The sequence below is a fragment of the Rhodococcus sp. NPDC058521 genome (assembly GCF_042719695.1).
Classification (GTDB): Bacteria; Actinomycetota; Actinomycetes; order Mycobacteriales; family Mycobacteriaceae; genus Rhodococcus_F.
Window position 1 is genome coordinate 199,244 of sequence record NZ_JBHXNL010000003.1, and the last position, 13,728, is coordinate 212,971.

General features: G+C 64.2%; 16 protein-coding genes and 1 pseudogene. 7 read left to right on the forward strand and 10 right to left on the reverse strand.

Going from position 1 to position 13,728, the window contains the following annotated elements:
* Positions 1–2: 2 nt before the first annotated feature.
* The 4 genes from purL to ACFWO3_RS07340 all read right to left on the reverse strand — a co-directional run bounded on the left by purL (position 3) and on the right by ACFWO3_RS07340 (position 4,778).
* Positions 3–2,324 (reverse strand): phosphoribosylformylglycinamidine synthase subunit PurL, encoded by a 2,322-nt coding sequence (purL, locus tag ACFWO3_RS07325; RefSeq protein WP_378575497.1) that lies wholly within the window; start codon positions 2,322–2,324, stop codon positions 3–5.
* 52 nt (positions 2,325–2,376) lie between these two features.
* On the reverse strand, positions 2,377–3,660 hold the full coding sequence (locus ACFWO3_RS07330; protein ID WP_378575500.1) for a M18 family aminopeptidase: 1,284 nt from the start codon (positions 3,658–3,660) through the stop codon (positions 2,377–2,379).
* A 105-nt stretch (positions 3,661–3,765) separates the two neighbouring features.
* On the reverse strand, positions 3,766–4,089 hold the full coding sequence (locus ACFWO3_RS07335; RefSeq protein ID WP_378575503.1) for an AzlD domain-containing protein: 324 nt from the start codon (positions 4,087–4,089) through the stop codon (positions 3,766–3,768).
* Positions 4,086–4,778 (reverse strand): AzlC family ABC transporter permease, encoded by a 693-nt coding sequence (locus ACFWO3_RS07340; RefSeq protein ID WP_378575506.1) that lies wholly within the window; start codon positions 4,776–4,778, stop codon positions 4,086–4,088. The genes ACFWO3_RS07335 and ACFWO3_RS07340 overlap by 4 nt, the downstream gene beginning before the upstream one ends.
* 63 nt (positions 4,779–4,841) lie before the next feature.
* Here ACFWO3_RS07340 and ACFWO3_RS07345 point away from each other — a divergent pair, with 63 nt between their 5' ends.
* On the forward strand, positions 4,842–5,399 hold the full coding sequence (locus ACFWO3_RS07345) for a helix-turn-helix domain-containing protein (RefSeq protein ID WP_378575509.1): 558 nt from the start codon (positions 4,842–4,844) through the stop codon (positions 5,397–5,399).
* A gap of 84 nt (positions 5,400–5,483) precedes the next feature.
* Here ACFWO3_RS07345 and ACFWO3_RS07350 read toward each other — a convergent pair whose 3' ends face one another.
* Positions 5,484–6,692, reverse strand: a complete 1,209-nt coding sequence (locus ACFWO3_RS07350) for a macrolide family glycosyltransferase (protein WP_378575512.1) — start codon at positions 6,690–6,692, stop codon at positions 5,484–5,486.
* A 125-nt stretch (positions 6,693–6,817) separates the two neighbouring features.
* On the opposite strand from ACFWO3_RS07350, the gene ACFWO3_RS07355 reads away from it, so the two are divergent.
* The 5 genes and pseudogenes from ACFWO3_RS07355 to ACFWO3_RS07375 all read left to right on the forward strand — a co-directional run bounded on the left by ACFWO3_RS07355 (position 6,818) and on the right by ACFWO3_RS07375 (position 9,586).
* Positions 6,818–7,399 (forward strand): TetR/AcrR family transcriptional regulator, encoded by a 582-nt coding sequence (locus ACFWO3_RS07355; protein WP_378575515.1) that lies wholly within the window; start codon positions 6,818–6,820, stop codon positions 7,397–7,399.
* A 136-nt stretch (positions 7,400–7,535) separates the two neighbouring features.
* Positions 7,536–7,823: a YiaA/YiaB family inner membrane protein gene (locus tag ACFWO3_RS07360; RefSeq protein WP_378575518.1), complete on the forward strand. Its 288-nt coding sequence runs from the start codon at positions 7,536–7,538 to the stop codon at positions 7,821–7,823.
* A 42-nt stretch (positions 7,824–7,865) separates the two neighbouring features.
* Positions 7,866–8,012 (forward strand): annotated as a pseudogene (locus ACFWO3_RS07365) (TetR/AcrR family transcriptional regulator); the annotation flags it as partial.
* Positions 8,013–8,021: 9 nt separating this feature from the next.
* Positions 8,022–8,465: a hypothetical protein gene (locus tag ACFWO3_RS07370; protein WP_378575931.1), complete on the forward strand. Its 444-nt coding sequence runs from the start codon at positions 8,022–8,024 to the stop codon at positions 8,463–8,465.
* The gene (locus ACFWO3_RS07375; protein ID WP_378575521.1) at positions 8,462–9,586 is read left to right on the forward strand and encodes an NAD(P)/FAD-dependent oxidoreductase; all 1,125 of its coding nucleotides are present in this window, start codon (positions 8,462–8,464) and stop codon (positions 9,584–9,586) included. The genes ACFWO3_RS07370 and ACFWO3_RS07375 overlap by 4 nt, the downstream gene beginning before the upstream one ends.
* 23 nt (positions 9,587–9,609) lie before the next feature.
* Here the strand turns inward: ACFWO3_RS07375 and ACFWO3_RS07380 are convergent, their stop codons facing one another.
* The 4 genes from ACFWO3_RS07380 to purS all read right to left on the reverse strand — a co-directional run bounded on the left by ACFWO3_RS07380 (position 9,610) and on the right by purS (position 12,179).
* Positions 9,610–10,128, reverse strand: coding sequence for a carboxymuconolactone decarboxylase family protein (locus tag ACFWO3_RS07380; RefSeq protein WP_378575524.1), 519 nt, complete (start codon positions 10,126–10,128; stop codon positions 9,610–9,612).
* On the reverse strand, positions 10,125–11,204 hold the full coding sequence (locus ACFWO3_RS07385) for a dihydrodipicolinate reductase (RefSeq protein WP_378575527.1): 1,080 nt from the start codon (positions 11,202–11,204) through the stop codon (positions 10,125–10,127). Before ACFWO3_RS07385 ends, ACFWO3_RS07380 begins: the two co-directional genes overlap by 4 nt.
* A 61-nt stretch (positions 11,205–11,265) precedes the next feature.
* A complete protein-coding gene (gene purQ / locus ACFWO3_RS07390) occupies positions 11,266–11,943 on the reverse strand; it encodes a phosphoribosylformylglycinamidine synthase subunit PurQ (RefSeq protein WP_378575530.1) in 678 nt (225 codons plus the stop codon).
* Positions 11,940–12,179 carry a phosphoribosylformylglycinamidine synthase subunit PurS gene (gene purS, locus ACFWO3_RS07395; RefSeq protein WP_378575533.1) on the reverse strand — a complete coding sequence of 80 codons (240 nt, stop codon included), beginning with the start codon at positions 12,177–12,179 and terminating at the stop codon, positions 11,940–11,942. The genes purQ and purS overlap by 4 nt, the downstream gene beginning before the upstream one ends.
* Before the next feature lie 135 nt (positions 12,180–12,314).
* Between purS and ACFWO3_RS07400 the strand changes: the two genes are divergently transcribed.
* Positions 12,315–12,959, forward strand: coding sequence for an MBL fold metallo-hydrolase (locus tag ACFWO3_RS07400; protein ID WP_378575536.1), 645 nt, complete (start codon positions 12,315–12,317; stop codon positions 12,957–12,959).
* A gap of 2 nt (positions 12,960–12,961) precedes the next feature.
* Here the strand turns inward: ACFWO3_RS07400 and ACFWO3_RS07405 are convergent, their stop codons facing one another.
* Positions 12,962–13,711 (reverse strand): hypothetical protein, encoded by a 750-nt coding sequence (locus tag ACFWO3_RS07405; RefSeq protein ID WP_378575540.1) that lies wholly within the window; start codon positions 13,709–13,711, stop codon positions 12,962–12,964.
* Positions 13,712–13,728 lie beyond the last annotated feature (17 nt).

The following is a 13,728-nucleotide window of genomic DNA, read 5'->3' on the forward strand; positions in this document are numbered from 1 at the left end:
CATCATCCGAACAGTGCCGGAAGAGTTCCTTCGTGCGCCTTCCGGAGTTCGTCGAGAGTGATGGAGAACTGTCCCTGAATTTCCACGGAGTCACTCCCCTCGTCGACGACACCGATACGCACCCACGGAAGATTACGGGCGGTGCACATACCCGTAAAGCGAGTTTCTTCGGTCCGCGGCACAGCGACGAGAACACGACCCGCCGACTCGGAGAAGAGCGTCACGAACGGATCCGCGTCCTCGGGAAGCAAGACCCGGCAACCGGTCTCACCCGCCAGCGCAGCTTCGACCACAGCCTGCACAAGACCACCCTCGGAGAGATCGTGCGCAGCCGTGACGAGCCCATCGCGGGAACCGGCGAGAAGGATGTCCGCGATCAACTGCTCACGGGCCAGGTCGACCTTCGGCGGAACACCACCGAGGTGACCGTGCTCGACCTGAGCCCAGATCGAACCGTCGAACTCGTCGTGAGTGTCGCCCAGCAAAATCAGCGTCTCGCCCGGCTCCAGACCGATCCCGGTCGGGATGCGGCGGTGCACGTCGTCGATCACACCGAGAACCGCGACCACCGGCGTCGGCAGAATCGCGGTGGACCCCGTCTGGTTGTAAAAGCTGACGTTGCCGCCCGTGACAGGGATGCCGAGCTCGGCGCACCCGTCCGCAAGTCCGCGCACGGCCTGCTGGAACTGCCACATGACACCCGGGTCCTCGGGTGAACCGAAGTTGAGGCAGTTGCTGACGGCCTTGGGGGTCGCACCGGTGATCGCGACGTTGCGGAACGCTTCCGCGAGCGCGAGGCGCGCACCGGTGTACGGGTCGAGAGCGGTGTATCGGCCCGAGGCGTCGGTTGCCAGGGCAATTCCCCGGCCCGTCTTCTCGTCCACCCGAATCACGCCTGAATCCGCATTCTCGGCGAGAACGGTATTGCCGCGAACGTATCTGTCGTACTGCTCGGTGATCCACTTGCGGCTGCACAATGCGGGCGAGGAGATCATCTTCAGCAGCGTCGCCTGCAGTTCCTCGGCGGTCTGCGGACGCTTCAGATCCTTCGTGGTGTCAGCGGTCAGGGCGTCCTGCGAATCGGGCCGCTGCACCGGGCGCTCGTATACAGGCCCGTCGTGCGCAACGGTGCGCGGGGGAACGTCGACGACGGTCTCACCGTGCCAGTCGATGACGAGGTTCTCACCGTCGGTGACCTCACCGATCACGGTGGCGAGAACGTCCCACTTCTTGCACACCTCCATGAATGCGTCGACGTTCTCCGGCGTGACGACAGCGCACATGCGCTCCTGCGACTCGCTCGAGAGAACCTCTGCGGCAGTCATTCCGGTGGCGCGCATCGGGACCTGCTCGAGGTTGATGTGCATGCCGCCGTCACCGGCAGCAGCCAACTCCGAGGTGGCGCAGGACAGCCCGGCACCGCCGAGGTCCTGGATGCCGACGACCAGCCGCTCGCGGTACAGGTCGAGACAGCACTCGATGAGAACCTTCTCGGTGAAGGGATCGCCCACCTGCACCGCCGGCAGCTTCTTCCGGCCCTGGCTTTCGTCGAAAGTCTCGGACGCCAACACGGACACGCCGCCGATGCCGTCGAGGCCGGTGCGCGCGCCGAACAGGATGATCTTGTTCCCTGCGCCCGAGGCGAACGCGAGATGGAGGTCCTCGACGCGCATCGCGCCGGCACACAGCGCATTGACGAGCGGGTTGCCTGCATACGAGGCGTCGAACACCGTCTCGCCGCCCACGTTCGGCAGGCCAAGGGAGTTTCCGTAGCCGCCCACGCCACGAACCACGCCGTCCACGACACGGCGAGTGTCGGGCGCATCCGCGGCACCGAACCGCAGCTGGTCCATGACCGCGATCGGACGGGCACCCATCGCCATGATGTCGCGGACGATGCCACCGACACCGGTGGCTGCACCCTGGTACGGCTCCACGTAGGACGGGTGGTTGTGGCTCTCGACCTTGAAGGTGACGGCCCAGCCGTCACCGATGTCGACAACGCCCGCATTCTCACCGATGCCGGCAAGCATCGAGGAGCGCATCTCGTCGGTGGTGGTCTCACCGAAGTATCGAAGGTGGACCTTCGAGGACTTGTACGAGCAGTGCTCGCTCCACATCACCGAGTACATCGCCAGCTCGGCATCCGTCGGGCGGCGGCCGAGGATCTCCTTGATGCGGGCGTACTCGTCGTCCTTGAGGCCCAGCTCTTTGAACGGCTGGTCCACATCTGGTGTGTCGACTGCGTGCGTGACGGTATCTACCTGCGGAGACACTGGGCGTGGGGTCCCTTCCCTGTGGGGATCGAACGGCAGGCTCGGCATCGCGCTGCCTGCACGAAGTCTAGCCCGATCGCCGCGAGGGATCGGCGCCGCGTCATCCGGTGGGTGTCAGGAACGCGGCGAGGGCGTCCGCGTACGCGCGAACATCCCACGCCCCCATGAGTTCACGGGACGAATGCATACCGAGTTGGGCAGCACCCACGTCGACAGTCGAGAGACCGGTGCGTGAGGCGGTGATGGGTCCGATCGTCGAACCACACGGCAGGTCGGCGCGGTGCACGTAGCGCTGCAGTGGCACACCTGCCTGATCGCACGCCACCGCGAACGCACCGGCACCCGCCGAGTCGGTGGCGTAGCGCAGATTCTGATTGACCTTCAGAACCGGGCCACCGTTGACGGCAATCCGGTGGGCCGGCTCGTGACGATCCGGGTAGTTGGGATGCGTGGCGTGGGCCATGTCCCCCGATGCACACACCGAACCTGCCATGACCTGCAAGAACTCTTCCCTACCCCCGCCACGGCCGATCACGATTCGCTCGAGGACGGTGCTGAGCAGATCCGAGAACGCGCCCCGGTCGGACATGCTGCCGACCTCTTCGTGATCGAACAGGGCGAGGACCGGGACATGATCACCGGGAAACTCGGCGGCGGCGAGCAACGCCTGCGTACCGGCGTAGCAGGTGCCCTGATTGTCCAGGCGGGGTGCGCTGACGAGACTCTCGTCCGTCCCCACCACGGAGCTCGGCGCCAGGTCGTGGGTCATCAACTCCCACCCGAGAACGGTGTCGGCCGGAACCTCAGCCTTCTCGGCGACGAACTCGATGAACGAGCGGGGCTCGGCGCCCACGCCCCACACCGCGTTGACGTGGCGTTGCGGATCCAGATGGACGCCCTTGCGGTCCTCCGACAGGTGAATGGCAAGTTGTGGGACCCGCAGGATCGGCTCGTCGATGCGCACCAGCTTCTCTTCGACGGCATTGCCGACGCGCACACTGATCCGACCCGAAAGACCCAGGTCACGGTCGAGCCACGAGTTGAGCCACGCTCCGCCGTACGGTTCGAGACCGACCATCTGCCACCCGGCGGACACGAGGTCCGGGTGCTGCTTCACTCGCAGATTGGGGCTGTCCGTGTGACCGCCCACGATCCGGAAGGGTGCGGTCCTGTTCACACGCTCGGTGCTCCACGCGATGAGCGAGCCGCCCCGAACGAGGTAGTACTTGCCCGGTTCGGTGGCCCACGACTCCCGTTCGTCGAGACGCGTGAAGCCCGCGCCTTCGAGCATCACCGACACCGTGGCGCACACGTGGAACGGTGACGGCGATGCGTCGACGAACGTGCAGAGTCCTCGGGCGTCGGCCCACGTGGTGGAAGACATGGTTCACATCATGCCGCACCCCCGATTCCCACCCACCCCCGGACGAATGGGACGCCCGTCCGATCTGACGGGACGAATGTTCCATTCGTTCAGCCGAATCCGGCGTCAGGCGATGCCTACGAGCCGCAGCGCAGCAGCCGTCACCGCGGCGGACAGCACGACCACGACGAACGGCGCCTTCTTCCATGCCAGGACACCAGCCACCACGACTCCCAGCGGGCGGGCGAACCCGGCGAACTCCTGATCTTCGGTGACAGCGGACGTGACCGCGACAGCGAACAAGAGCAGGGTGGCCGCGGTAGCGAGCACGGTCTGCACGTGCGGCGGAACACCCCGCCTGCGAAGAGTCGGGCCGGCGTAGCGGAAAGCGAAAGTTCCGAGGGCGAGGATCGCCACGGCGACCAACAGTGGGCCGAGCGACACCGTCATCGGAGCGCCCTCCTCGGGATGAGTATCAGCAACCCGGCGAGCGCCAGAAGTACCGGCAGCCCGACAGGAAGGAACGGGGTCAGCATCAGCGCGATGCCCGCACCCACCAGTGCCGGCCGACGGGTGCTCGCCTCACGCAGCGCAGGCATCACGAGGGCGAGAAGGACCGCGGGAAACATCGCATCCAAGCCGAACGCTGCCGTATCCGCCGCGATGTCGCCGCCGCCCAGCAATCCTCCGCCCATGGCTCCGATCGCCGCGCCGAGTGGCCAGCACACGAGAATTCCGATTCCGCAGATCCAGAAGACGGCGCGTTTGCGGTGTTCTTCTCGTTCGCCGAGCGCGAAGACGACCGACTCGTCGTTCATCAGGTGACTACCCGCCAATCGGGTCTTGCCGCTTCCGACCACGTCACCCACGGCGAGCCCGAACGGCAGGTGGCGCGCGTTCACTATCAGCCCTGCGATGGTCGCGGCAGCCAGACTTCCACCCGACGCGACGATGCCGACGAACAGAAATTCGGATGCGCCGGCAAGGACCACGACGCTGAGCAGGATCGGCACCCATAGGTCGAGCCCCGAACTCACCGCGATCGCGCCGTACGAGATGCCCACGATTCCGTCCGCCAGACAGACCAATGCGATGTTTCGCACCAGGGCCTTGTCGGCTGTTCGCCACATCGAACGCATAGAATTTATGGTGAACGGATCGAGATCGTTCGTCAAGCCGAACAAGCGACCGATGGAGCGAACATGACGGATGGAAACGCCCCGCTCGAGGTGATCGCCACCTCCCTCAAGCGCGAACGCGCACGCGCAGGCCTCTCACTCACCGAGGTGGCACGACGCGCCGGGGTGGCGAAATCCACGTTGTCGCAGCTCGAATCTGGCACCGGAAATCCCAGCGTCGAGACACTCTGGGCGCTGTGCGTGGCGCTCGACGTCCCCTTCGCCCACATCGTCGATCCACCTCGACCCCGCGTGCACGTGATCCGAGCCGGCGAAGGCCCGGGCGTCGCCTCGGAGAAGGCCGCCTACCGGGCAACACTCGTCTCCTCGTGCCCGCCGAACGCCCGCCGAGACATGTACCGCATCGATGCCGAGCCGGGCCCCGGACGCGAATCCGATGCACACATGCACGGCCTCGTCGAACATGTCGTCATGGGCGGAGGCCGGGCGCTCGTCGGCGTCGCGGACAACCCGGTCGAGTTGGGGCCAGGTGACTACATCGCCTACCCCGGCGACGTTCCGCACATTTTTCGCGCACTCGAACCGGGAACGCACGCAGTCCTGATCTCCGAACACACCTGAGTATCAACTCGGCACTGCAGCCTCGGCACATCAGCTCGGCACTGCAGCCTCGGCACATCAGCTCGGCACTGCAGCCTCGGCACATCAGCTCGGCACTGCAGCCTCGATGATCTCGACTGCTCGCGCAGCTCCACCCGCCTCACGCAGCTCGGCAGCCAATTCGGCGCTGCGTCCGCGGATCGGCTCGGAAGTGACCTCCCCCAAGGCTGTTCGCAACTCCGCCACCGTCGCAGTGTCCGCATCGAGGCGTACACCTACGCCGGCAGCCACGAGCGCGTCGGCATTCTCGAACTGGTCGACGGCCTGTGGGACGGCGATCATCGGGGTCCCGGTGAACATGCCCTCGCTGGAACCGCCCATCCCAGCGTGGGTGACGAAAGCATCTGCCTGGCCCAGAATGTCGAACTGCGGCACCCATCGGTGCACCTCGAAGTTCGCGGGAACGTCACCCAACTGGTTCGGGTCCACGTACCTGCCGATCTGGAGCACGACATGCCAATCGTCGAGGCCGCCGAAAGCCTCCATGCAGCGGCGGTAGAAGTCGACCTTGTCTGTGTAGGCGGTACCGAGCGAGATGAGCAGAATCTTTCGATTACCGGCCGGACGAGCCCACTCGCCGTCATCGGATCTGGCGGTCGGCAATGCCGGACCCACGAACGTGTACACCGACTCGTTGACGCGTTCTGCATTGGGCTGCATGGATTTCGCCACGAGAACCACAGCGCGTTCGGGGCGGCCGTAGAACTGGTCGGCCGGCATGCTCACACCGTTCTCGACGAGAAAACGCGCCTGCCGTTCGTAGTAGGCGGCGCCACGTGGGTCGGCCTTCATCTCGTCGAGCATCGGGGCCATGTCCTCTTCGTAGCCCTCCCATGCCACGTACGTGGGCGAGAGCTGCACCATTGGAATCCCCCACTCCTGAGCCAGGATTCGCGCCGGTCCGCCGGCGATGTCGTAGAGAAACAGATCCGGCCTGTCGTCCTCGTAGTGATCGCGCAACTGCGGAAGCATCGATTCGTACTCCTCCTGAAACAGCGTCAACGCGTGGATCGCGTCGCCGTCCCAGGACTTTTCCGTCGATTCTTCTGCCACACCCGAATGATTGACCTTGGGCAGCGTGGACACGACAGGACGAAGCTCCGCACCCGTCGCGGTGATGACGGCTTCCATGGAGGGGTCGTTCGCATAGGTCACGCGGTGTCCGCGATCCACCAGCTCCCGGATGATTTCGAGGCTGGGATTCACATGCCCCGGTGCGGGAATGCTGACCATCGCTATGTGTTTACGGGGCATCGGTAGCACCTTTCGATTTAACGAGACGATCCGTCTCGCCAAATAGTGCCACTACAGTCTCATATTGTCAACGGAATACTCGCACGAACAAGACGGAACGTCTCGCAGGACCGTAGACTGCACTCATGACCCCGGACACTTCCCGCCGATCGGAGCGAGCACGTACGGCGATCTTGCTTTCGACACAGGAACTCATCAAAGAACTGCCCTACCCCAAGATCACCATCGAAGGCATCGCATCCCGCGCCGGTGTGGGCAAACAGACCATCTACCGGTGGTGGAGATCGAAGGGCGCCGTAGTCGTGGACGCGTTGGCGCTACAGAACTCGGCCGACGATCTTCTGCAATTCCCCGACACCGGCGATCTTGCTACGGACATGCGCACCGTACTGAGGGCGACAGTGGACGAGTTCACCTCCCCTGACTTCGAACCCCTCTTCCGGGCGCTGACCATCGAGTCGATGCAAGACGCTGAACTCCAGCAGCAAGTCGTCGAACGCGTCTATCGGCCGCAACTCGAGCACGTCGACGTGCGGTTCAGATCCGCACAAGAGCAGGGTCAGATCCGAGACGACATCGAAACAGCCCTTGCCTTCGAGCTTTTCGTAGCTCCACTGTTTCACCGATGGATGAACGGCGCCTTCGAACTCGACTATGCACACGCAGACGCCGTGGTCGACTTGGCGATGCGCGCCCTTGCTCCGTGAGCTGTCAATCACGTGGAGGTTGGCATACGACGACGAGCTCGAGTGCACTCCAACCGAGCCCGCTTGCGGAAATACTCGGTCAACTCGGGTAGTCCTACTCAGGAATCGGCCCCGCGGCCGCGTCAGGCTGATTCTCATGACACCGACGCCTTCGACAAAGACCACCTCCGCCTACTTCTTCCAAGCAGCGCTGGCGTTCGCCGTTAGTCTCGGCGGATCGCTTCTCGGGATCGCCTACCTCCCGATCGACACCTGGCAGAGAGCATTTCTCGGGATGACCCTGTTATTCCTCGTCACCAGTGCCTTCACTCTCGCAAAGGTCATCCGCGACCAGCAGGAGGCGTCGAGCGTCCTCGGTCGAGTCGACGAGGCACGGCTCGAGAAATTGATCGCGGAACACGACCCCTTCAAATCCGCGGCGTGACCGCCCTTGACGTAGTGACCGGTACGCCCTAAGTTGATGAACATGTTCGGTGAACGTGTTCAGTCTAGTCGGGACAGGCAACGTGAGGACACCCGAACGCGCATCATCGATGCTGCCCAACAGCTTTTCTCGAACGACGGATTCAAGTCGACGACAATTCGCAGAATTGCGGAAGCCGCGGGGGTCAGCGTCGGGAGCGTGATGGCTGTTGGAGACAAGGACTCCCTACTGCTCATGGCCTACGACCGCTGGATCGGCGCCATCCACGAGAAGCGGGCAGCATCGCCTCTTCCCTCCGTCGACGACCCGGTGCGCAGCGCCGGTGACGTGGTGCAGCCCTTCCTGGACCTGTTCTCCTCCGACCCTGCTCTGGCGCGCGAGTACGGAGCCATACTCGCGCGAGGCGCACACCGGACGGATGTCTTCGGGAGCTTGTCGACAACTCTCACAGGAGAGTTCGAGCATGTTGCGCGCGGGGCGGGGCTCGACGCACTCGCCCCCGCCGCAGCGCGGGCGCTCTACTACGGGTACCTCGGCCTACTGCGTTCAGCGTCCGTGGCGGGCGCCGATCCGGCCATCGTCCGCGGCGGTCTGGAAGACATCGCCGCTACCGTCTTGCGAACGGACAGGATTCAGTTGTGAAGATCGTCGTAATAGGTGCCGGCTATGCAGGAACGATCGCGGCGAACCGGCTTGCACGCAAATGCAAAGACGCCGAAGTCAGCGTGATCAATCCGCGAGCCGAGTTCGTCGAGCGAGTGCGGCTGCACCAGCAGATCGCCGGTACCGGCTCCGCAACAACACCATTGATCGAAATGCTCCGAAAGAATGTCGACATACAGCTCGGATCGGTCGACAAGATCGGCGACGGCGCATTGCGACTCGACGATGGCACCAGCATTCGATTCGACTACTTGATCGTCGCCGTCGGGAGCACGGTCTCGCCGCTACCCGGCACGGTCGCTGTCGGCACTTACGAAGCTGCCGTCGTGGCGGGCGCATCCCTTTCGGATCTGCCTGCAGGAAAGACGGTGACGGTCATCGGCGGCGGCCCGACCGGCATCGAGACGGCTGCCGAGATCGCCGAATCACGCCCGGACGTGCACGTGCGCATCGTGGGACAGACTATCGGCGCTACCTTGTCCCCCGCAGCGCAGCGGAGGGTGTGCGAGGACTTGGGGCGGATGAACGTGCAGATCGTCCAGGACGTGGTCGACGAGGTACGCACGATGGAGACACCCCTCGGTGGCACCGTGGTTCTGCGGAGCCGGGAGGAGTTGCACTCCGACCTCACGTTGTGGGCCGTCGTCGCAGACGTGCCCGAACTCGTCGCCTCGAGCGGGTTGGCCGTCGACGCGTCGGGTCGTGCCGTTGTCGACGAATATCTCCGCAGTGTGACGGACGAACGCATTTTCGTGGTCGGCGATTGCGCGGCCGTCCCGGACGCCAGGTTCGCCTGCGCAACAGCCACACCACAGGGTGCACACGCGGCTGGTTCGATCATTCGAATTGCCAAGGGCCACAAGATTAGAAAGTTTTCCATGGGCTACACGGGGCAAGCACTGAGTCTCGGGCGGCGAAACGGGCTGCTCCAGGCCTGCCGCCGCGACGACACCCCGCGCCGGCTCTTCGTGACCGGAATACCGGGGGCCGTGAGCAAGGAAGGAGTCAACCGATACGCCAAGTACGGATCACGCACGGCGAACTACGTGTGGCTTCCCGGTCGAAAGCGACCTGCACGGCCACCCCGCCAACTCGGGTAGTACCACGCAGAAACACGATCCGTTCAAATCCGCGGCGTGACCGGTTCGCCGGAGGTGTTCGGATCCGGCACCGGGAGCGTGCAGGCCGTGTCGACGCCGAGAACGTGATTGAGGCGACCGAACGCCAACCATGATCCGATCGCCATCGACAGTTCCACTACCTCTGCTTGGGTGTAGTGCTCGAACATTCTCGACCAGAATTCGTCATCCAGATTGTGATGGTCGACGGCGTACCTTTCGGCGTATTCGGCTGCGAGCCTTGTCCTGTAGTCGAAGTCGTCCGTCGTGCGCCAGTCCGCCACGGCTTCGGCGAAACCATCTTCGACCTTTTCACCGTCTCGGTCGGTTCGCCAGTCGAGGCAGAAGATGCACCCGTTGATCTGAGCGATTCTCAGCCGGGCCGCCTCGAACTCACGCAGCCCCAGTGTGGTGTGGGCATACACCGACATCGAGAACTGTGACGCTGCGATTCCGATCTCGGGCACCACTTCGCCCCAGACGTACCCGATCGGATCCTTGCCCTCCGGAACATCGATTCTCATGATTTCTTCCTTCCGAGTTTGCCCACCGTCGGACGCAACGGCACGTCCAGCGCGTCGTAAAGCCCCGGGGGTGAATCAAAGAGCCAATCGATCGCGTTGACCAAACGCCCTACCGCCGTGGCGTTTCCGCCTGCCGATCTACTTCCACCCTCGTCGGTGGCCTCGACGGTCACCTCGATGTGCGGGCGGCCTTCAAGAACGACCCGGTGAGCTCCGTCGCCGTCGGGCGGCATCGGCCAGTCGGGTGCACACGAAGGATGAATACGGGTGACGTGTTCGATGACGATGATCGCCTCGCCGTCGACGACACCCTGAACCTCGAACCGCAGTGCGCCTTGGGTTCCGGCTTCGAATTCTCCCATCGTCGCGGTGCCGACGGTCTTCGCGAGCGGCCGCCGCTCGAGAGTCTCGCGGATCTCGTCCAGTTCGAGACCGAGCGCCCGGGCCATGAGCCGCACCTGACCGCCCCACACCATCGTCGGCACGCCGGGCGCAACCATGGGCGGTACATACTCCATCGGCTGCCCCATCCCGACGAGATAGCGCACGGAATCGGGCTGGTCGTATGTCGAGTAGTCGAAGATCTCCTGACATCTGATGACGTCGATGCTCGACCCGAGACCGCTGAGGAGGAGTGGGAGTACGTCGTTACCCCAACCTGGGTCCACGCCGGACACGAACAGTGACCCACCCCCGTCCGCTATCGCCGCGTGGACCGGTTCGGCGATTTCGATGGGTGCACTTCGGTGGTCGTAGAGCGCATAAAGTGCCGGTGTCACGACCACGGCCCCCGAACTCACCGCGCGCACGATGTCTGCAAGTGCCTCGTCGGGACGCACTTCGCCGGAGACCGCGTAGACGACCGCATCCGGTTCGGACTCGAGCACGGCAGCGACGTCGTCGGTTGCCGCGACACCCAGCGGGTGCCCGAGACCGGCGAGATTGCCGGCGTCCCGCCCGACCTTCTCCGGGTTGTGCACCAGAACGCGGGCCAATGACAACGCCGGATTGGCGACAACCGCACGGATGGCTGCGCGGCCGACGTTTCCGGTCCCCCAGACGACGGTGTCGATCATGGGACCGACGCTACCGAACTAGAACAGGTTCCCGCGGCCTATCAGCGGAAACGACTGAGAACTAGACGGACACGATGCTTTCGAGAGCCGAGTAGAACATCCCGAGACCGTCGTCGCTCGGCCCGGTCAGCGCCTCGGTAGCGTGCTCGGGGTGCGGCATCAAGCCGACGACCCGACCGTTTGCAGAGGAGATCCCTGCGATGCCGCGCTGTGAACCGTTCGGGTTGTCGCCGGCGTAGCGGAACACCACGCGACCTTCGCCTTCGAGTTCGTCGAGGACTTCGGTCGAAGCCTGGAACCGTCCCTCACCGGACTTGAGCGGGATGAGAATCTCGGCGCCCGCCTCGTACCGGGTGGTCCACGCCGTCGAGTTGTTCTCGACCTTCAGCCACTCGTCGCGGCAAATGAAGTGCAGTCCCTCGTTGCGGGTGAGCGCACCGGGCAGAAGTCCGGCCTCGCACAGCACCTGGAAGCCGTTGCAGATACCGAGGACGGGCATGCCACCCTTCGCTGCTTCGACGACCTTGCCCATGACGGGAGCGAATCGCGCGATGGCGCCACAGCGCAGGTAGTCCCCGTAGGAGAAGCCGCCGGGCACGATCACGGCGTCGACGCCCTTGAGGTCTGCGTCCCCGTGCCACAGGCTGACGGCCTCGCCGCCGGCGAGAGTCACGGCCCGGGCAGCATCGACGTCGTCGAGCGTGCCGGGGAAAGTGATTACTCCGACGCGTGCGCTCATGCTTCGACGCGCCTGACGGTCCAGTCCTCGATCACCGTGTTGGCCAGGAGTGCCTCGGCGATCTTCTCGAGCTGTGCGTCGTCGACGCTGCCGTCGACCTCGAGTTCGAACCGCTTACCCTGACGAACGTCGGTGACCCCGGCAAATCCGAGGCGGGGCAGAGCTCCGGCGATGGCCTGGCCCTGAGGGTCGAGAATCTCGGCCTTGGGCATGACTTCGACGACGACACGGGCCACGTGCTGCTCCTCGGTAGTTGTACTGAGCCCTGGGTAGTTCACCAGGCACCCGGAAGTTTACCGGTCGACCCGACTTCACTCCGCATCGGACGACGGCCACGGCGGCTCCGGCGACCATTCGGCATACTCGGGTGCATGCGACTGACTCACTTCGGACACAGCTGTGTACTCGTCGAGTTGAACGGTTCGACGATCCTGTTCGATCCGGGAACGTTCTCGCACGGGTTCGAGGGCATCACGGGTCTCGACGCGATCATGATCACCCACCAACATCCGGATCACGCCGATCAGTCGCGCTTGCCGAAGCTGGTGGCGGCCAACCCGGGAGCTGCCCTCTATTCCGATCCGCAGACGGCCGATCAACTCGGCGGCGACTGGAAGGCCGTTCGTCCGGGTCAGCAGTTCCACATCGGCGACGTGCAGGTCACCGGAACCGGCGGTATGCACGCTGTGATCCATCCGGATATTCCGCTGATCGACAACACCGCATATCTCCTCGGAGACACAGACAACCCGGCACGATTCATGCATCCCGGCGACTCGTTGTTCGTCCCGGACGAAAAGGTGGACGTACTCGCGTTGCCCGCGGCCGCTCCTTGGTTGAAAATTTCCGAGGCCATCGACTTCCTGCGTGCGGTCGCTCCGCGCGTGGCCGTACCCATCCACCAGGCCATCATCGCCGACGACGCGACGGGCCTTTTCTACGGCCGATACTCCGAAATGGCACCCGAAGGCTCGGAGTTCCGAACGCTGCCGAGCGAGACGTCGGTGGAGGTCTGACCCTAGGCGGATCCATTCAGTGGAGGTAGCGGGTTCACGGTGTCACTTGTCGACGTGACGTCGTCCGTGGGAGCCACCGGGAAGGCTTCCAGGTCGGGGTCGTCGAGGATCGCGGCAATACATTCGTACGTACCGCCGACATAGGTCGACATGAGGTCACCGTTGCTGGACACGCACCAACTACGGTCGTTCGGCCACCACAGGCCCGCCGGAATCGAATCCAGGTCGCGCTCGTCGTCGGGAGCCTGGAGTTCGTCCTTCACGAGAAAGAACTCCAGACCGTAAGCACGCACCCGACCACCGAGGTGCCGGACGTCGTCCAGGATGGTGTTTCCTTCCCAGATCGCGTACCAGCAGGTATCCGGGGTGGATGTGTGTGCGGCGAGAATCGACTCGAGCTTCTTTCGGACCGGGGGCTCGAGCCGCCCCGTATCGGGCCCCTTTGCCCAGACACCCGTCTGCCCCTCCCATTCGTCACGGTGAGGCAACAGGTGAGTCCACTGAACGAGCGGGTGCATCGTGCGTCCGTTCGCCGCCGCTACCGTGGTCCAACACACCAATGGGCTACTACGCACCCCCGACCGAAACCGATAGGCGGGGTGCAGAATCCGGGCGTAGGCGTCGAAACATGGCGGGAGCAACGCACCCACCATGCCGAACCGTCCACCCCCGCTTGCATAGAACCCGGAAATCGCTGGTTCGATCCAGTCACCCTCGGATACGTCTTCGACAAGATCCGCTCCAGTCCACATGTCCGTTAGCCTTGCAC

Bases quoted from the DNA above. Each gene is read 5' to 3' on its own strand.
- ACFWO3_RS07335 (WP_378575503.1), bottom strand. From the start codon at position 4,089: ATGACGGTGTCGCTCGGCCCACTGTTGGTCGCCGTGGCGATCCTCGCC.
- ACFWO3_RS07340 (WP_378575506.1), bottom strand. From the start codon at position 4,778: ATGCGTTCGATGTGGCGAACAGCCGACAAGGCCCTGGTGCGAAACATC.
- purQ (WP_378575530.1), bottom strand. From the start codon at position 11,943: ATGAGCGCACGCGTCGGAGTAATCACTTTCCCCGGCACGCTCGACGAC.
- ACFWO3_RS07380 (WP_378575524.1), bottom strand. From the start codon at position 10,128: ATGAGAATCGATGTTCCGGAGGGCAAGGATCCGATCGGGTACGTCTGG.
- ACFWO3_RS07350 (WP_378575512.1), bottom strand. From the start codon at position 6,692: ATGCCCCGTAAACACATAGCGATGGTCAGCATTCCCGCACCGGGGCAT.
- ACFWO3_RS07405 (WP_378575540.1), bottom strand. From the start codon at position 13,711: ATGTGGACTGGAGCGGATCTTGTCGAAGACGTATCCGAGGGTGACTGG.
- purL (WP_378575497.1), bottom strand. From the start codon at position 2,324: ATGCCGAGCCTGCCGTTCGATCCCCACAGGGAAGGGACCCCACGCCCA.
- ACFWO3_RS07355 (WP_378575515.1), top strand. From the start codon at position 6,818: ATGACCCCGGACACTTCCCGCCGATCGGAGCGAGCACGTACGGCGATC.
- ACFWO3_RS07345 (WP_378575509.1), top strand. From the start codon at position 4,842: ATGACGGATGGAAACGCCCCGCTCGAGGTGATCGCCACCTCCCTCAAG.
- ACFWO3_RS07330 (WP_378575500.1), bottom strand. From the start codon at position 3,660: ATGTCTTCCACCACGTGGGCCGACGCCCGAGGACTCTGCACGTTCGTC.
- ACFWO3_RS07360 (WP_378575518.1), top strand. From the start codon at position 7,536: ATGACACCGACGCCTTCGACAAAGACCACCTCCGCCTACTTCTTCCAA.
- ACFWO3_RS07400 (WP_378575536.1), top strand. From the start codon at position 12,315: ATGCGACTGACTCACTTCGGACACAGCTGTGTACTCGTCGAGTTGAAC.
- ACFWO3_RS07385 (WP_378575527.1), bottom strand. From the start codon at position 11,204: ATGATCGACACCGTCGTCTGGGGGACCGGAAACGTCGGCCGCGCAGCC.